Source organism: Variovorax sp. MHTC-1 (assembly GCF_003984645.1).
In the GTDB taxonomy this organism is placed as follows: Bacteria; Pseudomonadota; Gammaproteobacteria; order Burkholderiales; family Burkholderiaceae_C; genus Variovorax.
Genome location: NZ_RWKI01000001.1, coordinates 244,806 through 267,087, shown reverse-complemented (window position 1 = coordinate 267,087; position 22,282 = coordinate 244,806). Strand labels below are relative to the sequence as shown.

At 68.5% G+C, this 22,282-nt stretch carries 18 protein-coding genes; all 18 read right to left on the bottom strand.

The window, feature by feature from the left end; all coding sequences use genetic code 11:
* Nucleotides 1-37: 37 nt before the first annotated feature.
* The 18 genes from EJI01_RS01215 to EJI01_RS01130 all read right to left on the bottom strand — a co-directional run bounded on the left by EJI01_RS01215 (nucleotide 38) and on the right by EJI01_RS01130 (nucleotide 22,281).
* The gene (locus tag EJI01_RS01215; RefSeq protein WP_221885623.1) at nucleotides 38-1,264 is read right to left on the bottom strand and encodes a hypothetical protein; all 1,227 of its coding nucleotides are present in this window, start codon (nucleotides 1,262-1,264) and stop codon (nucleotides 38-40) included.
* A complete protein-coding gene (locus EJI01_RS01210) occupies nucleotides 1,261-2,706 on the bottom strand; it encodes a Dyp-type peroxidase (RefSeq protein WP_126835288.1) in 1,446 nt (481 codons plus the stop codon). Before EJI01_RS01210 ends, EJI01_RS01215 begins: the two co-directional genes overlap by 4 nt.
* The gene (locus EJI01_RS01205) at nucleotides 2,688-3,905 is read right to left on the bottom strand and encodes a hypothetical protein (RefSeq protein WP_221885622.1); all 1,218 of its coding nucleotides are present in this window, start codon (nucleotides 3,903-3,905) and stop codon (nucleotides 2,688-2,690) included. The genes EJI01_RS01210 and EJI01_RS01205 overlap by 19 nt, the downstream gene beginning before the upstream one ends.
* Before the next feature lie 94 nt (nucleotides 3,906-3,999).
* Nucleotides 4,000-4,431 (bottom strand): hypothetical protein, encoded by a 432-nt coding sequence (locus EJI01_RS01200; RefSeq protein ID WP_126835286.1) that lies wholly within the window; start codon nucleotides 4,429-4,431, stop codon nucleotides 4,000-4,002.
* A gap of 61 nt (nucleotides 4,432-4,492) precedes the next feature.
* Complete coding sequence (locus EJI01_RS01195; RefSeq protein ID WP_126835285.1) at nucleotides 4,493-6,364, bottom strand: GMC family oxidoreductase; 1,872 nt, start codon at nucleotides 6,362-6,364, stop codon at nucleotides 4,493-4,495.
* A gap of 32 nt (nucleotides 6,365-6,396) precedes the next feature.
* The gene (locus tag EJI01_RS01190; RefSeq protein WP_126835284.1) at nucleotides 6,397-8,922 is read right to left on the bottom strand and encodes a hypothetical protein; all 2,526 of its coding nucleotides are present in this window, start codon (nucleotides 8,920-8,922) and stop codon (nucleotides 6,397-6,399) included.
* Between the two features lie 144 nt (nucleotides 8,923-9,066).
* Complete coding sequence (locus EJI01_RS01185) at nucleotides 9,067-10,665, bottom strand: MFS transporter (RefSeq protein WP_126835283.1); 1,599 nt, start codon at nucleotides 10,663-10,665, stop codon at nucleotides 9,067-9,069.
* Complete coding sequence (locus EJI01_RS01180) at nucleotides 10,662-12,050, bottom strand: FAD-containing oxidoreductase (RefSeq protein ID WP_126835282.1); 1,389 nt, start codon at nucleotides 12,048-12,050, stop codon at nucleotides 10,662-10,664. Before EJI01_RS01180 ends, EJI01_RS01185 begins: the two co-directional genes overlap by 4 nt.
* A gap of 98 nt (nucleotides 12,051-12,148) precedes the next feature.
* Entirely contained in the window at nucleotides 12,149-13,582 is a 1,434-nt protein-coding gene (locus EJI01_RS01175; RefSeq protein ID WP_126835281.1) for an MFS transporter, read from the bottom strand.
* Entirely contained in the window at nucleotides 13,569-14,774 is a 1,206-nt protein-coding gene (locus EJI01_RS01170; RefSeq protein WP_126835280.1) for a multidrug effflux MFS transporter, read from the bottom strand. Before EJI01_RS01170 ends, EJI01_RS01175 begins: the two co-directional genes overlap by 14 nt.
* Before the next feature lie 135 nt (nucleotides 14,775-14,909).
* A complete protein-coding gene (locus tag EJI01_RS01165) occupies nucleotides 14,910-15,860 on the bottom strand; it encodes a glycosyltransferase family 2 protein (protein WP_185878779.1) in 951 nt (316 codons plus the stop codon).
* Complete coding sequence (locus EJI01_RS01160; protein WP_126835278.1) at nucleotides 15,854-17,047, bottom strand: DegT/DnrJ/EryC1/StrS family aminotransferase; 1,194 nt, start codon at nucleotides 17,045-17,047, stop codon at nucleotides 15,854-15,856. Before EJI01_RS01160 ends, EJI01_RS01165 begins: the two co-directional genes overlap by 7 nt.
* A 165-nt stretch (nucleotides 17,048-17,212) precedes the next feature.
* The gene (locus EJI01_RS01155; protein ID WP_260602262.1) at nucleotides 17,213-17,773 is read right to left on the bottom strand and encodes a methylated-DNA--[protein]-cysteine S-methyltransferase; all 561 of its coding nucleotides are present in this window, start codon (nucleotides 17,771-17,773) and stop codon (nucleotides 17,213-17,215) included.
* Nucleotides 17,757-18,383, bottom strand: coding sequence for a membrane integrity-associated transporter subunit PqiC (locus EJI01_RS01150; RefSeq protein WP_126835277.1), 627 nt, complete (start codon nucleotides 18,381-18,383; stop codon nucleotides 17,757-17,759). The genes EJI01_RS01155 and EJI01_RS01150 overlap by 17 nt, the downstream gene beginning before the upstream one ends.
* Nucleotides 18,380-20,005 carry an intermembrane transport protein PqiB gene (locus EJI01_RS01145; protein WP_126835276.1) on the bottom strand — a complete coding sequence of 542 codons (1,626 nt, stop codon included), beginning with the start codon at nucleotides 20,003-20,005 and terminating at the stop codon, nucleotides 18,380-18,382. Before EJI01_RS01145 ends, EJI01_RS01150 begins: the two co-directional genes overlap by 4 nt.
* Nucleotides 20,006-20,063: 58 nt before the next feature.
* Complete coding sequence (locus EJI01_RS01140; protein ID WP_126835275.1) at nucleotides 20,064-20,744, bottom strand: paraquat-inducible protein A; 681 nt, start codon at nucleotides 20,742-20,744, stop codon at nucleotides 20,064-20,066.
* A complete protein-coding gene (locus EJI01_RS01135; RefSeq protein WP_126835274.1) occupies nucleotides 20,741-21,364 on the bottom strand; it encodes a paraquat-inducible protein A in 624 nt (207 codons plus the stop codon). The genes EJI01_RS01140 and EJI01_RS01135 overlap by 4 nt, the downstream gene beginning before the upstream one ends.
* The gene (locus tag EJI01_RS01130; RefSeq protein ID WP_126835273.1) at nucleotides 21,361-22,281 is read right to left on the bottom strand and encodes a LysR family transcriptional regulator; all 921 of its coding nucleotides are present in this window, start codon (nucleotides 22,279-22,281) and stop codon (nucleotides 21,361-21,363) included. The genes EJI01_RS01135 and EJI01_RS01130 overlap by 4 nt, the downstream gene beginning before the upstream one ends.
* Nucleotide 22,282 lies beyond the last annotated feature (1 nt).

The window sequence follows — 22,282 nt, the reverse complement described above, 5'->3', positions numbered from 1 at the left end:
ACAGCAGCGTGTCCGCGCCCGGCCAATACAAGCAGCCCTACTCGAACACCTCATCCCCCGTAGGCTCGTAATGCGGCACCGCATTCATCCGGTGCCGCAGCTGCGAGAGCTCCCAGTACATCCTCTTGCGCGCGCGGCTCTGGTTGCCCAGCGGCCGGTGCTCGGCGATGGTGTGCCAGGGGTTGTATGAGAGCCTCTTGGCGAATTCCATCTGCGCCGGCGAGTCGAAGCTCTGGCGCGGTAGGCGCAGCGTGGCCACGGTGATGCGCGGCGAGAGCTTCTCGGGCCACAGCACGCCGGCGTTCTCGATCGGCATTCGATGCGGATCGGTCTGCATCTGCAGCCGGATGTCGAACTCGACATCGCCCTCGGCCAGCGAGGCCACCATGGCCTGGCGCAGGTAGTCGTCCGGCGGGCGCAGCGGCAGGCGCGGGATCGGCGTGCGCTTCTTCGTCTTCGGCCACACGGAGTACTGCATCGCCTGCCCCTCGCCCATCAGGTAGGGCACGCAGCTGAAGTACGGCGCCTCGAAGGGACTCGACTGCGTCTTGATGAAGAGCGACTGCATGATCAGGTCCAGCACATGCGAGTCGTGGAGATTGACGAAGTAGAAGATCTGCGCGTTCTTCACGCTTTCGATCTGCAGCGCCGCGTTGGCACGGGCATCGGGCGTCACGAAGGTGGGCGTGGAGACGCCGAACATGTCCAGCGTGTGCTTCTCCTCCTCCAACAGCTTCGGCCCGGGCACGCCCAATAGCTTGATGCTGATGCTCATGAAGCCGACGTCGTCGATGTCGGGCGTGATGTAGGGGCCGGGCCCCGAGAAGCGCACCCAGGCCCTGAAGGTCTGGGGCCTGGCGTAGATGCCGCGCTTCATGTGCTCCGGGATGTCCTGGTGCACCGTGAACTCGCCGCGCACGATGCCTTGCGTCTTGGTGTTGCCGCCGCGCTCGAAGCCGCCGGGCTTCCAGAGATCGCCCATCTGGCGAGTGAAGCTGCGGACGATCGAATCGGTGAAGCTCTCCTCGTCGGCCATGAGCTTTTCCTCCGCGATCGCGAGACCCTCGTCGGGCCGCCGGCTGTTGATCAGCGCCGTGGTCAGGCGCGCCAGCGGATCGCGCAGCACGGCGTCGAAGGCCGGGCGAACGAAGGGGTCGAACCTGCGTTCCAGCCGCAGCAGGGCCATGCCCGAATCGCTGACGAAGTTCTTCAGCAGGGAGCCCGTGTTGGCCCTGGGCGCGGGACGGCTCACATTCGAATTCATGGCTGCACCTTCGAGAGATAGCGCAAGGCCCGGATGCCGGGCAGGAAGAAATAGGCGCCGCCCTTCACGGTCACGAACTGCGGCAGGCCGGTCAGGCGCCGGTCGGGCCCCGAAGCCGCGGGCATCGAGAAGTTATCGGTCGGCATGCCGTCGGCGCCGGGAAGCCGGTGGCCCAGCAGCGGATCCCCCTCGCCGGACAGGGCGTCGAACTGGGTGCCGGTCAGCCAGGCGCCCTGCACGAACTCGAACTGGCGCGCGATGTTGGCGCCCAGGCAGATGAAGTGCAGTCCCACGTCCTCACCCGGAGTTCCGCCGTACTCGCGGCCCCGGCGAAGCAGCCGGTGGAAGCGCGTCGATGCGATCAGGTCGCGGCGCAACGCGCTCGATCCGAAGCCGAGTCTGCGCACGAGCCGCGAAATCGGATCCGGCCAGCCGGGCGGCAGATCGGCATTGCGCGGATTGCTGCGGCGGATGTGCGCACCGAAGGGGCAGCGCAGGCCGTCCGCATCGCCGTCGTAGGTGAAGCCGTTGAGCGGATCGTCGCCCGCCGACACCACCAGCGGCTCGCCCTCCATGGTGCGGCCAACCATCGCCTCGGCCAGCCTCTTGCGCAAGGCGGCATCGCCCTGCGCCTGGCTGTCGACGAAGCGCCAGAAGCCTTCGACATCCTGGTGCAGCTGGCGCATGACGAGGTAGCTGCCGTTGCGCCCCAGGTCGGCTTTGCCGGCATCGTCTTCGGCGCGCGGCAGCAGCGCCGCGGGATCGCGCCGGGCCTCCAGCACGGGCCGGTCGGTGTAGGCGCCGTACTCGTTGGGATAGCCGAGCAGGTACTCGCCGAGGCATGAGAGATTCGTATATTCGAACTGCTCCAGATCGCGTGCCGCACGTTCGCGCTCCCAATCGATGCGCGGCTGCGAGACACCATCGACAAAGCCGAAGGGCTCGACGCCGTCCAAGTCGGATGTCCCGAGGCAGTCCATCTGCGCAAAGCCCGCATCGCATTGCACGCGGATGGTCCGCAGCCATCCGTCGAGCTCGCCGGGCACCGCATAGAGCAGCACCAGCACGTGCGGCACGCGGTCCTGCGCGCCGCCCCACTGCCAGTGCGCGGGATCGTTCGCGCCGAGGTCGCCGAGCCGCCGGGCACGGCTCTGGTCGCTGTTCATGCCGGCCAGGAACTCGGCCGAGAAGCCTTCGACGATGTCCTCGGCAACGCCCAGCGCACGCAGGCCCGGGGCCGTGAAGGCGATCTGCATCGCCGTTCGGGGCGGCGGCTTGCGCGTAATCGCGCTGGTGACCGGCGCGATCGCGAGCCAGGCACGGGCGGCTTCGGCATCGCGGACGCGCAGCAGAAGAAAGCAGGCCTGCGTCAGGTGCTTGTAGCCGAAGCGCACCAGGCCCTGGATGTCTTCGTACTCGATGCTCATAGCAGCCTCAGCCATGCGAGCACCTGCGCATCGCTCATTTCGACGCGCTCGTAGCCTTCGCGGATGCGGCGGTTGCGGTCCAGATCGGCCAGCGTGAGGCCGGGGTAGGCCTTGTACCAGACCTGGGTCGGCAGCTGGTGTCCGCGCTGGTAGTACTTGAAGCGCAGCTCGTGGCGCGCACCGCCCTTGATGAGCCAGTCGGTGCGCGGCCAGCCGAAGCCGTTGCTGAAGATCAGGTTGAGGCCCCACGCCACCTTGTTGATGAAGTCGTCCATGTAGCTTTCGTGGCTGCCGTCGTAGTTGCTCGCGAACAGCACGCGGGTCTTGTCGTCGAGGAAGACCCAGTGTGCGAAATGGATGGTGCGCACGCGCCCCAGGTGGCCGCGGCCGAACACGTGGCGGCAGGCGTAGGCGATCAGCACCAGCAGCAGCTGCACCAGGCCGCGCCGGAACAAGCCCGGCTTGACCGGGCCGAGCGCGGTGAAGCTGTTGCTCGGGTCGTGGTCTTCGAGCTCCTGCATCTCGCGCACCGCCGCTGCGCGCGGCCGCGGACAGTGTTCGGGGTCGCGCTTTTCGTGGCGGCGCAGCAGCACGAGGAAGGCCGGCAGCAGCACGATCACCAGCGGCAGCAGCACCAGTCCGGCGAGCGGCAGGCCGATCGCATGGAGCAGATTGCGGATCTGCCAGCCGAGCGGCGTCGGCGCGGGCGGCGTCAGCACCAGGCGTCCGGCGGCCTGCTCGGCGCGCGCGAAGGCCAATAGTTGGCGCCGCATCGTTCGCGGATCGACGGCCGCCTCGCTCAGGCCGCGCGGTACCTGCGCCGACAAGAGGCGCTGCAAAGCGCTTTCTTCGCGGATCTGCTGCACGGTGCGCCCGATCCAGTTGACGTAGGGCGCAGCCACCGGCCGGTCGTGCTCGATGAGCCAGTCGAGCAGATCGTCGCGCGGATCGAGGGCCCTGCAGTGCGAGAAGATGCGGCGCAGGCCCTCGCCGGCGCGCTGCACCAGCTCGGCCAGTTGCTCCTGTCCGGGCCCGTCGCAGTCGCCCATGAACACCAGGTAGATCGGAAGCCGCGGCCGCGGCAGGCCGAAGACTTCGAGGTCGGCCATGGTCGCGTCGCCCAGCACCGCGAAGCGCGCGAAATGCAATCGCGGGAAGGCGGCAAAAGGCAGCACTGCATTGGCGGGGTCGACCACGCCGGGCCTCACGTTCATGGTGTCCAGCAGTTTCCGCAGGCCCGCTTCGCGGCCGGGAGAGATAGCTGCGGCCACCACGAAATGCGATTGGGGAGTCACCGCATCGGGGTCGCTAGAACTTGAGGCAGAAATCGATCAACCGCTCTTTGCCCCAGTACACCTTGCCGAGATAGAAGCCCGGAGAGATCAGGCGAATCTCGTCGCGGATCCAGTGGGCCACCAGCGAGGTCTCGGAGTAGTCGAGCACGATGCACTCCTTCTGGTCGAGCCAGCTGTCGCCCTTGTAGACCTTGGCCACGATCGCCTGCACGCCGAAAGGACTGACCTTGTTCTTCAGCACGCCCTTCTCGGCATCGAACACCTTCCCCTGCCAGCCGAAGAAATTGATCATCTTGGCGATCGACTGGGTGTAGCGGGTCCCGGGCGCGATGATCGCGGTGCCCTCGGCTTCGCCCGAGGGAATGTCGCCCGGCGGGCTGGCGCGAAAGAGCTCGTCGAGCTGCTCTTGCGACATGTCGAGCAGTTGCTGTACGTCATAGGCCATGGGCATTCCCCTCGGTTGAAGACCCGTCGTTCACAAGTGTCGGCCTCGGGTCGGAGGGCCGTCAATTTGCCGAAAGTGGTGCGCGCATCGCTGCGCGCAGCACTGCATCGGCCGCCTTCTCCGCGATCATGTAGACCGCGGCGGCCACGAAAAAACCGGGTATGCGCGGGAAGACCGAGGCATCGACCACACGCAGCCGCGGCACGCCGTGCACGGCGAAGGCGCTGTCGAGCACGCCGCCGTCCTCGACCGGTCCGATGGCGCAGGAGCACGAGGCGTGGTGACCCCAGGCCGTGTTGCGCACATAGTCGGCCAAGGCCTCGTCGCTCTGCACGGTCGGCCCCGGCGCCAGCTCCTCGGCGATCCATCCCTTGGCGAGCAGCGGTGCCGTCATCCGGCGTACGGAGCGGATCGCCTGCACCACGGCACGCAGGTCCTCGCCGGCCTGGTCGCCTCCTTCCTCGAAATAGTGAAAGTTCACGAGCGGCGTGTCGCGCGGATCGGCCGAACGCAGGCGCACGGTGCCGGCGCGGTTCTGCGTATGTGCCTTCAGCACGGCCCAGGTCAGCTGGTCCTGCTGCTCGCGGACCTGCTTCGAGAAGCCGGGGAAGTAGCCCTCGAAGCGTGCCAGCAGCGCCATGCAGAAAAGATCGGGCTCCTGTCCCGGCCGCTCGGCGGCGGTCGAGCGGCTCACCACGCCGAGCGCGGCGCCGTTGGAGGCGTACATGCCCGAGCGCTCCTCATGCCAGTGGCGCCACAGCGTGTCGTCGCGATCGAAGCGGGCGCCCTCCAGCACCTCCCAGGGTTCGCGCATGCGGTGCGTGACGGCGATCTCGTAGCGGTCCTGCAGGTTGCGGCCGACGCCGGGGAGGTTCTTCTGCAGCGCGATGCCGTGCGCTTCGAGTTCGGCGGCCGGGCCGATGCCGGACAGCATCAGGAGCTGAGGCGTGTTGAAGGCGCCACCGCACAGGATCACCTCGCGCCGCGCGCGCACTTCGCGCCGCACGCCCTCCACGGTGCTCGACACCGCATGGGCCCGGTAGAGCCGCTTGCCTTTGAGGTACTCGATGCCACAGGCCGCGCCTTCGGCATCGAACAGAACGCGCGTCGCCAGCGCGTCGAGCTCCAACTGCAGGCGGCCCGGATGCCTGGCCGCGACGTCGAGCAGCCGTTCGCGCACACCCACCCGGCGGTGCTCCGAAGTCGCGAGCGGCGTGTAGCAGATGCCCTCGAAGCTGCCGGGCCGCAAGCGACGCGAATTCGGGTCGCCCAGCCCGCCGCGCAGCCAGCGCAGGGTGCTGAGCATGGGCGTCGGCAGGCTGCTCGCGAAGGCGCCGGCCGTGTCGCGCAGCACGCGCACCAGGCCCTCGTCGCCCAGCACCGACAGCGGGATCGATTTCTCGATGCGCAGCCAGCCGCCCCAGCCGTGCCCCGTCGGATCGAGCCCCACATGGCGCAGGGTTCGCCAAACCGGCCGATGGCGGCAGTCCTCGACGCGGCGCGCGTAGCGGCGCATGCGCGAGGCGCGCCACGAGCGGTCGCCGGTGAGCTGTGCCACATGGTTCCAGTCGGCATCGTGCGGCAGCATGAAGATCATCGCGTTGTGCGAGGTGCATCCGCCCAGCCCCGCCGCGCGCGGGTACAGCACGCCCTGCCCCGCCTCGTACTTCCAGTCCTTCGCCTGCCGGCCTTCGTCTGCGTAGTGGCGCACGCGAAAGTTCCAGCTCATCGCCGCGTTCTCGCAGGCGAAGGCATGGAAGGCCGGCACGTCGTAGTCCTCGGGCAGGCGTTCGCCGGCAGCGCGCGGATCGCCTCCGGCCTCGAGCAGGAAGACGCGCATGCCGGCTTCGACCAGGCGGGCCGCGAGCGTGCCGCCGCCGGCGCCCGAGCCGACGATCACGTAGTCCCAGGCAGCTGATTCGGCATCGGACATGGCCCCGGCGCAGGTGATGGTGATGGTGATGGTCAGAAAGTCTTGAGGAAGGCGATCAGCGCGCGCTTGTCGTCGTCGCCGAGCTCCGGCTCGCGGCCGAAGGCTTTTTCGTCCTCGCTCAAGCCCTCTTGCCGGTTGAACTGCGCGGTGCCGAAATAGTGGCCGCGGTTGACCACGAAATCGGGGCACTTGCTCAGCTCCATCATCGGGCCGCGAAGGCTGGCGAAGTGCTCGCGCAGCTGCTCGTCGGAAGCACCCTCCGGCGCGCTCCTGAGCGCGCGCTTGAGCTTGATCAGCAGCTCGCCCACGTCGCGCGCATGCGAGGCCTTCTCGCCGAGGCCATCGCCTTCCGCGCGCAGCTTGAGGTTGGCCAGCAGCGCCACCGGAACGCCCTTCGGAATCGGGCCGAGCACGATGTCGCCGTCCTGCTCGACCAGCCACGGGAACCAGCGATGCAGCCGGCCCTGCAGCGGCTGCATCGCCTCGGGCACGAAGCCGATCGGCACGGTCACCGTGCTGCGCTCGGTGGTGCGGTCGATGAAGCCGCCGACCTTGTCGCCGACCTCGGGGTCGCGGTCCCGCATCTCGGGCCACAGCATCTGCTCGATGGAGGCATCGAAGGACTTCAGGCGCGCCTCGACCGAAGGGCTGGATTCGAATGGGCCGACCGTGTTGTTGAGCAGGAAAGGCGCGGTCGACCAGATGCTGATCAGCGAGGGCACGCGCGTGTAGCCGCGCCCGCCGCCCGGCATGGCGTAGGGCCTGGGTTCGCCGGTGAAGGGATCGTGCAGCGTGACGGTGCCGACCGAAGGCAGGCTCTTGTAGGTCTGCGAGGAGAAGTTGTCCCAGATGTTGCCCTTGATCGCGTTGGTCGCGAGCGGGCTGCAGACGTTGGTGCGCAGCAGGGTCGCCGGAATGCGCGCTTCGGTCGACAGGTAGTTGCCCTGCAGAAAATCGGGCGACTGCACGATCTTGCGCATCTGCGCCTTGTAGTCGTCGGTCTGGGTCCACGTCCAGTAGCGCTTGAAGCAGTCCACGTAGCCGGGGCCAGCGCATTGCCCGGCCGTGAGTTCGAGGGCTGCCGGCGGCGGCGGCACCTTGCTCGAATGGCAGCGCGCACAGGTGTCGGCGAAGGCGTTCTTCCCGCGCTCCAGCATGGCCGTGTCCGCCGCCAGGTGGGCGTTGCCGCCGGGTGCATCCTTCAGCCGGTCGGGCTGGGCCGCCTTCAGGAAGAACAGCGCCGTGGCGGGCGTGCCGGCCTCGGTGGCCTGCCAGTAGCTCGAGTTCTTCTGCGCGGTCGCGATCGGGATCGGGCTGATCGTCTTGCCGCCGACCACCGGGTTGAAGTGCAGCAGCCACTCCTCGCTGAACAGGCCGATGTTGAGGTAGACCCGGTTGAGCGCGCCGAGCAGGCCCACCGAATCGGCGCCGTCCTTCAGCACATGGGGCGTGCGAACCGTGGCGTCGGACTTGTTGAAGAACTCGGTCAGCGGGCCGCTCTTCACATAGTCGTTGAACTGCTTGTTGTCGAGCTCGCCGCCGTCGATCTTTTCCTGCCCGATGCGCTTGGCCATGTCCAGGCGGGCGACGAAGTCGTAGACCGCGTTCATGCTGCGCGGATTGTTGATGCTGTCGGTGGAGACCAGCGAGGTGTCCATGGTGCCCTGCCGGTAGGTGTGGGCCAGCTGGTACATGTAGTTCTTGCGGCCCTCTGGCTTGTTGGCGTTGTAGATGAAGAGCCGGTCCACCCACATGTATTGCGCGCCGACGGACGAACTGAGGTTCTCGAACTTCGGGTTGTTCGGATCGGCCGGCGGCTTCACCGGGCTGGGCCCGACGTGGCAAAAGCCGCAGGACATGCCCACGCGGTAGGGCCGCACCAGATCCTTGCGGTTGTAGTAGTTCGGGTCGGTGTAGTACTTCTCGGCGTCCCATTCCTTGGCCGCCTTCTCGTCGAATGCCGGATTGGGGAAGAGGCGCAGGCCGGCGATGCCGGTGCCCCAGCCGTAGAAGGAGCCCACCGGCTGGGTGCTGCCGTCGCCTAGCGGCTTGCCGCGCGAACCGGTTTTCACGCCCGGGTACTTGCTCTCGTTCTCGAAGGGGTCGGGCGCGCAGTCCTTGCTGCGCATGTCGAGCCACAGGCCGCGGCGGCTCTTGTCGGGGCCGGTGGCGGGCTCGAAACAGGGCTCGTTGACGAGGCCGAAGTATTCCCATCGATTGGCGCGCGAGTAGCCCAGCGTGGGATGGGTGCTGACCACCTTCAGCAGGTCGAAGGCACCGAAGGTGTAGTCGGTCATTTGGGTCCAGAAGCGGTCGTTGCCGCCGCTCCAGACCAGCCACATGTTGCGGCCCTTCTCTTCCTCGGGCGTGAGCGCGATGCCGCCGTCCATGTCGCTGAAGTAAGGCTCGTCGGCGTGCGGGAACGAAGCTGCATTGCGGCCGGCCAGCTTCGCCTCATCGAACACCTCGCCGGGCCGCGGGGCGTCGGAACATGCCGCGAGAAGCATGCAGGCAACAAGCGGCAACAACTTCGCGGCGTCCCAGCAACTTTGGATCATTGCCATTCCTCCTGCGTCCGACAACGTCGGTGAATGGGCAAACACGAGGGGCAGTGTCGATGCGGGGTGGTGCCTTGCCTATCGGCCATGCGCGCTAACGCAAAGGACGTAAGCAATGCCGAAGAGGCAGGCGCGGCGCGAGGACTATCGGCGCGCGGGAGCGGAAGCGGGAACGGCCGCGCGGCCGATCATGATCCACGCGCTCAGCGCGCTCAGCAGCGCCAGGCCGGCGCAGAGCAGCATGACCCAGCGGAAACCGGCCACGAAGGATTCGGCGACCGCGCGCTTGAACACGGCCGCCGCGGCCGCATCGATGCCCGGCGGCATCTCCGCGCCCGCGAGCCGGCTGCGCTGGCCTTCAAAGAAGGCGCTGATTTCGGCCGACGCGCCCGCCTCGCGCAGGCCATGGGCCAGCATCGCATCGAAGGCCCAGGCCATCACCACGCCGAAGACCGCGATCGCGAGCACCGAGGCCGCGCGCGACACCGCGTTGTTGACGCCCGATGCGATGCCCGCAGAATCCGGTCCGACGGCGTTCATCACCGTGGTCGTGAGCGGCGCGACCGTGATCGTCATGCCGAAGCCGAGCACCACCACGGCCGGGAAGAACGTGGTCCAGTAGTTGGCGCCGACGCCCGGCACTGCGAACAGCGCGAAGCCCGCCGCCGCAATGGCCGGCCCCACCACCAGCGGCAGGCGCGGACCGAAGCGATCCACCAGCTGCCCGGCCCAGCCGGAGAGCGCGAACATGATCAGGATGAAGGGCAAGAGCGCCGCGCCGGCCACGGTGGCCGAATAGCCCTGCACCTGTATCAGGTTGAGCGGAAAGAAGTAGAGCCCGCCGCCCAGCGCCGCATAGAGCAGCAGGGTCAGCAGGTTGGCGCCACCGAAATTGCCGATGCGCATGAGCGAAAGCGGCAGCATCGGCGATCGGACACGGCTTTCGACGACCACGAAGGCGGCGCTGGCCGCGATGCCCGAGGCCAACGCCGCCAGCACGGCCAGCGAGTTCCAGCCCTGCGTGGGCGCCTCGATGAACGCATAGACGATGCCGCCGAGCGCGACCGTGGCGAGCGCCGCGCCCCAGAGGTCCAGCTCGCCGTCGGCAGCGCTGCCGCGGCTTTCCGGGACGTGGCGCCAGACGATCAGCAGCACCGCGACTGCTATCGGCACATTGACGAGGAAGGCCCAGATCCACGAGTAGTGGTCGACCAGGAATCCGCCGACCACGGGCCCTATGGCCGCCGTGATGCCGCTGAAACCCGACCAGGTGCCGATCGCCCGCCCGCGCTCCTTCTCGGGAAAGGAGGCGCTGATCAGCGCCAGGCTGCCCGGCACCAGCAAGGCGCCGCCGATGCCTTGCACGGCACGCGCGAGGATCAGCTGCTGCACGCTGCCCGCGAGCGCGCAGCCCACCGAGGCCAGTGCGAAGATCACGACGCCGATGGCGAAGATGCGCCGCCGCCCGAAACGGTCGCCGAGCGCGCCGCCCGCCAGCAGCAGCGCCGCGAGGAAGAGCGCATAGGACTCCACCACCCACTGCGCCTGGAAGGCCGTGGCGCGCAGATCGTGCTGGATCGCCGGCAGCGCCACGTTCACCACCGTGCCGTCGATGAAGGCCATGCTCGAGCCGATGATCGCCGCGGCCAGCACCCAGGGCTTGGAAGCCTTCGGGCACGGCACCGCTTCGCAGCCGTGGCGGATCAGCGTGTCGTCGCCAGGCGGCTTGCCGATCTGGCTCATTGGCCCGGCTCTCCCAGAGGTTCCAGCTTGCCCAGCAGCGTCGGGATGAATTCCGAGACGGTCGGATGGATGTGCATCGCGCGCTGCAGCACCGTGTACGGCGCGCCGGCGGCCATCACGTCGAGGATCGAATGGATGACTTCGTCGCCCTCGATGCCGAGGATCGCGGCGCCGAGGATCTTCTGGTCCGACGCATCCACCAGGATCTTCATGAATCCCTGCGTCTCGCTGCGCTCCTTCGCGCGGCCGACACGGCTCATCGGCAGCTTCGCGACGAGTGCGCGGCGGCCGTCCTGCCTGAGCTCGCGCTCCGTCACGCCGACGCGGCCCAGCGGCGGATCGATGTACAGCGCGTAGGCAGGCAGGCGATCGGAGACGCGCCGATGCGCGTTGTCGAGCAGGTTGGCTGCCACGATCTCGTAGTCGTTGTAGGAGGTGTGGGTGAAGGCGCCGCGGCCGTTGACATCGCCGAGCGCCCAGATGCCGGGCACGCTGGTGCGCAGCTCTTCGTCCACCGTGATGTAGCCGCGCTCATCCGTCTTCACGCCCGCCTTGTCGAGGCCGAGGTCGTCGGTATTCGGCACGCGTCCGACCGCGAGCAGAAGGTGCGAGCCCTCGATCTCGTGCGGGTCGTCCTGGCAGTCGAGTCCGACGCCGATGCCGCCCCCGCGCCGCGCCAGCGTGATGCACTTGGCGTTGAGCCGGACCTGGATGCCCTCGCCTTCGAGGATCTCGCGGATCGCCGCCGACACTTCCTCGTCCTCGCGCGAGACGAGGCGCGGGCCCATCTCGACGACGGTGACGCGGGCGCCGAAGCGCCGGTACATCTGGGCGAACTCCAGGCCGATGTAGCTCCCGCCGACCACCACCAGGTGCTCGGGCAAGGTGTCGAGCTCGAGCATGCCGCCATTCGTGAGATGGTCGACCTCGTCGAGGCCGCGAAGGTCCGGCACATTCGCGCGCGTGCCGACGTCGATGAAGATCTCGCCGGCCTCGAGCTGCGCGTCGCCGACCCGCACCGTGCGCGGGCCTTCGAAGCGCGCATGTCCTTCGTAGACCGTGAGATTCGGCGTCCCCCTGAGCCATTGCTCGACACCCTGGTTGGAGGCCCGCACCACGGCATCCTTGCGCGCCTTGACGCGCGCCATGTCGACGCGCACGTTGTCGACCATCACGCCGAAGTCGGCCGCACGGCGCGCCAGGTAGGCAACCCGCGCGCTCGCGATCAAGGTCTTGGTCGGAATGCATCCGGTGTTGACGCAGGTGCCGCCGAACAGCTTGCGCTCGATGATCGCGGTCTTGCGGCCGGCCTGCGCCAGGCGCACGGCCAATGAAGGCCCGGACTGGCCGGTTCCGATGACAATGGAATCGTATCTCTCGCTCATTTGGATGCTGCTCCAATCAGGGAAACAGGCATGCAGGATAGATGCGAAACGTGGATACGTCACGGCCGCTGCGCGGCGCTGAAGCAAGGAAGCGCCGCTCAGGCGTGGCGGGTGCTGGGCCCGCGCGTGCGCAGCGCGCTGCACACCGCCGCCACGGCCGCGCAGCAGGCGGCCAGCCCGAGCGCGATCACCTGGCCCTTGCCGTCGTGCGGGCTCCAGACGCTGAAGATCGCGGCCAGCAGCACGGCGCCGAGGGTCTGGCCGGTGAGCCGCGCCGTGCCCAGCATGCCGCTCGCGGCGCCGCTGCGGTGCGCGGGCGGCGAGGTCACGATGGTGTGGTTGTTGGGCGACTGGAACAGGCCGAAGCCCAGGCCGCACAGCGCCATGCGCCAGACGATGTCGGCATTGCCCGGCTGCGCGGGCAGCGCCGCGAGCAATGTCAGGCCGAGCGCGAGCAGGCCGAGGCCGATGCCGCCCAGCAGGCCGTCCGGATAGCGGCCGATCAGCCGGCCCGCGATCGGCGCCATCACCACGATCGCCAGCGGCCAGGCGGTGATCAGCAGGCCGGCTTCGACATGCGAGCGGCCGTAGGTGTCGAGCAGCAGAAAAGGCAGCGCGATGAAGGACAGCATCTGAGCGCAGAAGGCCGCCACCGAAGTCCCCATCGACAACGCGAACACCGGGATGCGCAGCAGGTCGACCGGAAACAGCGGCACGGCCTGCGCGCGCTGGCGCCGCAGGTAGACGAAGCCCACCGCCGCGCCCGCCAGCAGCAGCGCCCAGGCCATGGGCTGCGCACCCTGCCCTGCATCGCTGCCGCGCACGCCGAGCCGGTCGGCGCCGATGAAGACGAGCGAGAACATCAGCACGTTGAGCGCCACGTCGACGACCGAGAAGCGCGCGCCGGCGGCGGCCGCCGCGCTGTTGGCCGGCAGCGCGTAGAAGCCCAGCGTCAGCACCAGCGCACCCAGCGGCAAATTGAGCACGAACAGCCAGGGCCACGAGGCCACCGACAGGATGGCGGCCGCCACCGAGGGCCCTGCCACCGACGCGGTCGCCACCACCATCGAGTTGATCGCCATGCCGCGGCCGAGCTGCGCCCTGGGATAGATCAGCCGCACCAGCGCCGCGTTGACGCTCATGATGCCGGCGGCGCCCAGCCCCTGCACCGCGCGCGCTGCGATCAGCGTCGCGAGCGAATCGGCCAGCACGGCGCCGAGCGAGGCAAAGGCGAACAGCGCCATGCCGACCAGGTAGACGCGCCGGTAGCCCACCAGGTCACCGAGCGAGGCCAGCGGCAGCAGCATCACCAGCGTGGCGATCTGGTAGGCGTTGACCACCCAGATCGCATGCGCCGGATCGGCACGGAGCTCGCGCGCGATGCCGGGCAGCGCCAGGTTGACGATGGTGCCGTCGAGCACCGCGACCGCGATGCCGAGGATGATCACCAGCATCGCGTGCCGGCGCTGCGGCAGCGGCAGCCCGTCGAGCGCGGCCGTTGGAGAGTGGCTCACCGGCTCAGCGCGCCGCATAGGCCGCCGGCTGCCGGCCGCCGAGCGTGAACCATGTCAGTACCACCGCGATCAGCGCGCCGGCGGCCATGCCCGTCACCATCGGCAAGGGCCGGCCGTCGGTGAACAGGCCGACCACCGCCATCACCACCGCGCCGGTCAGCATCTGCAGCGTGCCCAGCAGGGCCGATGCCGTGCCGGCGATCGCGCCGTGCTTCTCGAGCGCCAGGACCGAGGTGGTCGGAATGACGAAGCCCATGAAGCCGCTGGCGATGAAGTACAGCACGATCAGCACCGCCAGCCGGTCGCCGCCGGCCAGGTAGTAGGCGAACATCGCCAGCATGACGAGCCCGCAGGCGCTCACGCTGGCCTTGACCACGCGCACGATGCCGAAGCGCTCGCACAGCGCGCCGTTGAGCTGCGCGGCGCCGAAGAAGGCCGCGGCGTTGATGCCGAAGGCCAGGCTGTAGAGCGTCGGCGAGAGGCCGTAGTGGTCGATCATCACGAAGGACGAATTGGCCAGGTAGGTGAAGAAGCCGGCCATCGCGAAGGCGCCGATGAAGACCAGGCCGAGGTAGTGCGTGTCGCGCAGCAGCACGCGGTAGGCGCGCAGCGCGCTGCCCAGGCTGCTCTCCACCCGCTCTTCGGCGGGCCGGGTTTCCTTCAGCATCAGGCCCATCATTGCGAGGCCGGCCACAGCCGCCAGCGTCACGGCCCAGAACACGCCGCGCCAGCCGGCGAAGGCGATCACGCCGCTGCCGGCCAAGGGCGCCAGGATCGGCGACACGCTGAACACCAGCATCAGCAAGGACATCAGCCGCGCGGCATCGTTGCCGGTGTGCAGGTCGCGCACCACGGCGCGCGGGATCGCCATGCCGGCGGCGGCGCCGAGCCCCTGCACGAAGCGCAGCGCGATCAGGGTCTGGATGTCGGTGGCGAGCGCGCAGCCGATGCTGGCCAGCGCGAACAGCCCGAGCCCGAAGTACAGCGGCGGCTTGCGTCCCACCATGTCCGACACCGGCCCGTACAGCAGCTGCCCGACGCCGAGCGAGATGAAGAAGGCCGTCAGACTCATCTGCACCGGGCCGATGCCGGCGCCGAGGCTCGCGCCGATCTCCGGCAGCGCGGGAAGGTACATGTCGATCGCGAACGGGCCGATGGCCGACAAGAGGCCCAGCACGAGCGCGATCTTGAAGAAGCGCGAAGAAGTCATGCGTCCATTGTCGCCAAGGCAGCAATGGCGTTGGGGAGCGCAATGCGGCGCGCTGTGCTAGCACAGCGCCGCGGCGTGATCCGCGCGGTTCTCGAGCCGAAGCCGATCAAGGCGCCGCCGTAGCCGCCGACCCGCTCACTTCTTGTAATGCAGCGCCCAGAGCCAGAACGGCCGCGGCGTCAACAGCATCGAGAGCACCAGGCCCGAGCGAAGGGAGAATCTCTCCCGCCAGGGAACGTCGGGCGAAAGGAAGGCTCGCCATGCGTTCATGCGTTCGCCATCGCGCGCATAGCGCACGGCCACGACCAGCATGTACCGGTTGAAGCGCTTGCGCTTCGCCGCTTCCATTTCGGGAGGCACGCGCAATTCGCACGCCAGTTCGTAGGCCCGGTGGGCGTCGACGCCGCGCCCGGCACTCGTGACGGATCCGGCCTGCACCCTGTAGCGCGATACGACCTGCCCGATGAAGCGCGCCCAGCCGCCGCCGTTGGCCAGACGTACCGAAAAGGCCCAGTCCCCCACGTTGCCGTCGTGCTCGCCGCGCATGTATTGCAGGTAGGTCGCCGTCTCCACCAGGAAGGCATTGGAGGGGATGGACTCCGTCAGGCACCACTCCCACACCGGGCGCGTCGCACCCGGGCCCTGCCTGCCGAACCACCGGTCGCTGGCGGCGGTTCGCTCGGGATCGACCACACCCGCCTCGTCCATGATCGAGTGCGTGCCGAACCACAGCTTCACGCGCGGATCGGTCTCGCTGGCGCAGGCATTCGCCAGCAGGCTCAGCGCGCCGGGGCAAAGCTGGTCGTCGTTGTGCAGGAAAAGCAGATGCTCGCACTTGGCCCGCGAAGCCAGGAACCACTGGTTGGGATAGGTCCCCCTCGACGGTTCGCTCGGCAGATATTCGATGAGCTCCGCCAGGCCGCTCGCCGCGATGACGGCCTGGTTGCTCGCCCAGTACGAGCGCGGGCTGTCGTCGCCGATGATGATCTCGCCGATCAGTGAGCGATCCTGCTGCGCGATGCTTGCCAGCGCTTCGGCCAGCTGTTCCGGCCGCGCGTAAGCCGGGATGAGGATGGAAATCAGCACGACGCAGTGGATGCCAGCGCTGCATGCGGCTGCAGAATCAGCCGCACCGCGGAAATCACGTCGCCGACGTCCTGATCGCTCAGCTTGGCCGAGATCGGCAGCGAGACGGTCTGTCTGCCCACGCGCGTGGCATGCGGCGTGTGCTCGGGCCGCCAGCCGAGGCTTTGCTGATAGTAGGGGTGCTCGGTCAATGCCAGGTAGTGCACGCCGACGCCGATGCCCTGCGCCGTCATGGCGTCGAGGAAGCCGTCGCGCGAGATGCCGCAGCGCGCCTCGTCGACCTGCACGCTGAAGAGATGATGTGCGTGGCGCGTATCCGGCGCCGGTTTCGGGGGCAGCTGGAGAGGCATGTCCGCCAATTCAGCGGTATAGCGCTCCCAGATCGCCCTGCGCCGCTGCCAGTACGACTCGACGCGTGCCAGCTGCTTGAGGCCGATCGCCGCCTGCAGGTCCATCATGTTGTACTTGAACCCGGCCTCGACGACGTAGTAGTGCTTGTAGCCCTCGTCGCCGAAGCGCTTCCACGCGTCCTTGCTCATCCCGTGCAGGCCCAGCACCTTGATGCGGGCAGCGTCTTCTTCCTTGCGCGCCAGGACCATGCCGCCCTCGCCGGTGACGACGTTCTTGGTCACGTAGAACGAGAAGCAGCCGAAGTCGCCGATCGTGCCGACGTTGCGGCCGTGGTACTGCGTTTCGATGGCGTGGGCGCAGTCCTCGATGACCTTGAGTTCGTACTGCCGCGCCAGCGACATCAGCTCGTCCATTTCGCAGGGCCGCCCCGCGAAGTGAACCGGCACGATGGCACGCGTGCGCTCGCTCAACCTGGCTCGCACCTGCACCGGATCGATGTTCAGCGTGTCGGGGTCGATGTCCGCCAGCACCGGCGTCGCCCCCGTGTGGATGATGGCGTTGACCGTTGCGCAGAAGGTCAGCGGCGTGGTGATGACTTCGTCGCCCGGCCCGACGCCGGAGGCCAGCAGGGAAAGATGAAGGGCTGCCGAGCAGGAGTTCAACGCTACGGCATGCGCTGCACCGCGGTAGACGCCGAAATCATGCTCGAACTGCGCCACCCGCGGGCCTGTGCCGAGCCAGCCGGAGCGCATGACCGCCTCGACCTCCAGTATCTCGTCCTCTTCGATCTTCGGGGAGCCGAAGATCAGAAAGTTGTCCTTACCTCGTGTTGGCATCGAGTTCCCCGGTTGCGCGGAGGCCATCAGGCCCGAATCAGCTTTGCTGACTCGAAACTGACTCTCCTGCTCTTGAGGCGAATGCTAATACAAAATGACGCATTCCTAACAGGTTGTGATGTCGGACAAGGGCTCGCCATGCCCGCCCGGCAGATGCGTCACGGTTCAGAACAAGGGCGCGGTATCGCTCTGCGGCCTCGCGCCTTCGATCATCAGCATCCTGAGCTTCGCCGTCGCACCGCCGTGCGCCGAGAAGCCGCCGGGCTTTCCGCCGGCGGCGAGCACGCGATGGCAAGGCACCACCGGCGCGAAAGGGTTATGGCCCAGCGCCTGGCCGACGGCGCGCGCCAGGCCCTTGTCGCCGAGCTCGGCCGCGATCTCGCCGTAGCTGCGCGTCTGCCCCGGCACGATGCGGCGCGCGATCTCGTAGACGCGGCGGTGGAAGTCGGAGACGCCCTCGTAGTCGAGCGCGATCTCCGCCAGGTCGAGCGGCTCCCCCGCCATCAGGGCGCGAATCGAGGCCGTTGCCTTCTGCACCTCGGGCGGGAGCTCGGTCTCGTTCAGGCGCGGAAAACGCCGCAGCATGCGCGCGCGCGTCGCGCCCTCCCCGGCTTCGGGCAACTGCACGCCGACGATGCCGCGCGGCCCCCAGGCGATGCCGCAGGCGCCGATGGGGGTGTCGAACAGTGCGAAGCCGGCGTCGTTCATCTCAACCCGGGCAGGCATTCGCCGTCACGCTGCGCGCGATGGCGTCGGCCAGCTTCGCGGTGGCGCGCTGGGTGCCGCGGGCCAGCGCATCGATGCCGGCCCCGTCGACCGGCTCCGACAGCGCCAGTTGGCAGGCGACCGGCAGGCCCTCGTCGCGGCGGCGCAGGGTCCAGCTGAAGCCGGCATCGATGCGGCTGCTTTCCACCGCGTCGAACTGCCGCAGCTGGACGGCGATACGCACCACCGGCTGGCCGCGCGGCGATCCGCCCCGGGTCGCGTCGACGGCGCCGAGGCGGCCTGCGATGCCGCTGCCCAAGGCGTCGCGCAGTTCGTTCTCGAACGAGGAGGACCAGCGGTGCTCTTCGAGGACGTCGACCTGCGGCCCGTCGATGGCGGCCTTCTGCCGCACCACCAGCTGCGGGCGCGCGAAGCGCTCGGGCATGGCAACGGGCGCCAGCTCGATGAAGAGCAGCGCGTTGCTGCCCGCGGCCGGCATGCGCGCTGTGGGCGCGGTCGGCGCGATCGGCGCGGTCTCGGCCAGGCTGTAGTACTGCGGCGCGGTGCTGGCGCAGCCCGCAAGCAGCATGGCGGCGAGCAAGGCCGCCGCCCGGGTATTCGTCGTTCTCATCTCTTCTTGTCCTCCGGCTTGCCGCGAATCAGCGATTCAGGATGGCGTTCGAGGTAGTCGGTCAGGATGCGCAGCGACCCGGCCGCGCGCGCGACCTCCTGTAGAGTCTGGCGCAGGTCCTGCTGCAGCGGCGAATCGTCGGCCAGCGTCTTGTCGGCGGCATTGAGCGTCTTGCGCACATCCTTCATCGCGGCCGTCATCTCGGGTGCGACGTCGTTGTTCAGCCGGCCCGCGAGCTGCTCGGCGCTGCCGAGCGTCTTGTTGAGCGTGGCCAGGGATTTGCGCAGATCGGAGCCGATCTCCTCGAACGGCACCTTGTTGAGCTTGCTGGCGATCTCGCCGATCTGCGCCTGGATCTCGTCCAGGCTGTTGGGCACCGTCGGCATCTCGATCGGGTTCTGGTTGATGTCGATCTTCGCCGGCGGCGCCTTCGGGAAGAAGTCGAGCGCCACGTACACCTGGCCCGTGAGCAGGTTGCCCGTGCGAAGCTGCGCCCGCAGCCCCTTGGCGACCAGGAAGCGCAGGCGATCGGTCTGCGCATAGCGCGACTCGTCCGGCTCGTGGCCTGCGCCGCGGCGCAGGCGATCGGGATAGACCTGAATCAGCACCGGCATCTTGAACTGGTTCTCCTGGCGGTCGAACTCGACGCCGATGGATTTGACCTCGCCGATCTCCACGCCGCGGAAATCGACCACCGCGCCCGGGGACAGGCCGCGCAGCGACTGGTTGAAGTACAAGAGCAGCGTCTGCGAGGGCCCGTCCGGTGCCTTCATCGCCGTGGTTTCGTCGGCGGCCAGCGTGAACGCGGCGTTTTCCTGCGCCGCCGGGCCCATCGCATCGTCGGGCGCCTGGAAGGCGATGCCGCCGAGAAGCACCGTGGCCAGCGACTGGGTGCGCAGCTTGACGCCGCTCGCGCTCAGTTCCACATCGAGGCCGCTCGCATGCCAGAAGCGCGTGTTGACGCCGACCAACTTGTCGTAGGGCGCATTGATGAACACGCGCAGCGTGACGCCGCGGCCGTCGCCGTCGAGTTCGTAGGCCGCGAGCTGGCCCACCTTGATGCGCCTGAAGTAGACCGGCGAGCCGATGTCGAGCGAGCCCACGTCGTGTGCGCGCAGCAGGTACTGCCGCCCCGAGGCGTCACGCGTGACGATCGGCGGCACCTCGAGCCCGGTGAACTCGCCGGCCGTCTCCTTCGAGCTGCCCGCGTCCGCGCCGATGTAGGCGCCCGACAGCAAGGTGCCGAGGCCCGAGATGCCCGAGGTGTCGAGCCGCGGCCGCACCACCCAGAAGCGCGTGTCGGCGGCAGTGAAGCCCTTGGCCTCCTTGGTGAGCTGCACCAGCACGCGCACATGCGAGCGATCGTTGGCCAGCCGAATGGTCTGCACCGTGCCGATCTGCACGTCCTTGTACTTGACCGCGGTCTTGCCCGCTTCCAGTCCCTCGGCGGTCTTGAAGGTCAGCACCACTTCGGGCCCGCGATCGAGCAGGATGCGGGCGACCAGCGCGATGCCGACCAGCGCCGCCACGATGGGAATCAGCCAGATCAGCGAAGGCAGCCAGTTGCGGCGCCTGGCGACGACCGGTTCGGCCAGCGGTGGCGTCTTGTCTTCGTCGCTCATTGGGCAACCTCCGTGCTACGCATTGCGGTGCGAACCCCTTCGGGCGGCCGGGCGGGGCTCATGCAATCCCTTCTTTTCTTCCGTGCATGTCGTGCGCGGGTTCCGCTTCTTCCATGACGTCCTTGCTGTCCCAGGTGAGGCGCGGATCGAAGCTCAGCGAGGCCAGCATCGTCAGCACCACCACCGCGCCGAATGCGGCGATGCCGACGCCCGCCGTGATCTCGGCGAAGCCCTGGATGCGCACCAGGCCGGCCAACAGCGACACCACGAAGACGTCGAGCATCGACCAGCGGCCGACCACCTCGAGGATGCGATAGAGCCGCGCGCGTTCGAGTTGGCCGGCGGGGCTGTGCCGCTGGGCCATGTAAGCCAGCAGCATCAGCGCCGTCAGCTTGAACAGCGGCACCAGGAAGCTGGCGATGAAGATGATCGCCGCCAGCCCATAGGCGCCCGAGACCCAGAAGTAGATCACGCCGGAGAGGATCGTGTCGTACTGCGTGCCCAGCAGGCTCTTGGTGATCATCACCGGCAGCAGGTTGGCCGGCACATACATGATGCAGGCCGCGATCAGCAAGGCCCAGGTGCGCTGGATACTGTGGGGCTTGCGGCGATGCAGGTGCGTGCCGCAGCGCCCGCAGGCCTCGCCCTCGGCGGCGCCCTGCCAGACGGTGCCGCAATGGCGGCAGCTCAGGAGTCCGAGCCGCGCCGCCGTCCTGATGATCGGCGCCGTCGCCGTCATGCCTTCTGTCCCGGCCGCGGCTCGAAGGCCATTTCCCAGAAGGTGCGCGGGTTGAAGGACAGCACCGCCGTCAACAGCACCGTGAGGCCCATGAAGCCCCACAGCGCCGGTCCGGCCACCACCTGCGCCAGGCTCGAGAGCTTGACGATGGCCACCAGCACGCCGAGCAGAAAGACCTCGATCATTCCCCACGGCCTGAGCGATTGCAGGATCCGGACCAGCACGCCGAAGCCGGCCGGCCGCCGCTCGCGCGCCATCGGCACCAGTAGGTAGAACAGGATGCACAGCTGCAGCAAGGGAAAGAGGATGGTGGTGGCCAGCACCAGCAGCGCCACCACCGACATGCCCTCGCCGGTGAGCACGATCACCGCGCCGGCCAGCGTGGTCTGGCTGCTGAGGCCGCGCAACTCGATCTCGACGATCGGAAACAGGTTGGCGATCGCGAACAGGATCAGGCTCGCCACCGTGAGCGGCAGCACGCGCGCGCCCTGGTCGCCCGCATGCCGGTCGAGCTCGGTGCCGCAGCGCGCGCAGTGCGAGGCCTCGCGCGGGCGCAGCGGCGTGCGGCGGTAGACGGCGTCGCAGCCCTCGCAGACGATGGCGTCGGGAACTTCCTTCATGGTCGTGCCCAGCTATTGTCGGCGAGCTGCGCCGACAGGTGGTCGAGCACGGCGCGCACTCGCGCCGGCAGGCGGCCGGGCTTGCCGAGGTAGACGGCATGCACCGGCGTCATGTCGCGCGGATTGAATTCCTCCAGCACCGGCACCAGCCGGCCGGCCTCGATGTCGGGCTGGATGTGATAGAGCGAGAGCCGGCCGAACCCGACGCCTTCCAGCACCAACCGGCGCAGCGTTTCGCCATCGCCGGCACGCACCGAGCCCACGACCGGCATGTCGATCGGGCGCCCGTCGACCACCAGCGGCCAGTCGGGTACGCTGCGGTGGTAGCTGGAGCCGATGCGGTTGTGCGCTTCCAGCTCCTGCGGCGTGCGCGGCGTGCCGTAGCGCTCCAGGTAGGCGGGCGATGCGACGATGGCTTGGCCCGTGTCGAAGAGATGGCGCGCCACCAGGTCGGAGGGCGGCAGCGGGCCCCAGCGGATCGCGACGTCGGTGCGCTCGTCCATCAGGTCGACCACGCGATCGGTCAGCACGATGTCCAGCGTCACCTGCGGATGCAGTTCGAGGAAGCGCGGCACCAGCGGCATCAGCAGAAGGTGGCCGAAGGAGATGCTGGCGTTGATGCGCACGCGCCCGCGCGGCGCGGCGCCGGCCGCTGCGCAGCGCTCGGCCTCGTCCATGTCGGCCAGCACGCGCACGCTGCGCTCGTAGAAATTCTGGCCCTCGGGCGTAAGCTGCAGCTTGCGCGTGGAGCGGTGCACCAGCTGCGTGGCCAGCCGCGCCTCCAGCCGCGCGACCAGCTTGCTGACGGCCGAAGGCGTCATGCCCAGCACGCGCGCGCCGGCCGAGAAGCTGCCGCGGTCGACGACCTGGACGAAGGCCTCCATTTCGCCGGAACGGTTCACGTCGATGCGGGGCATG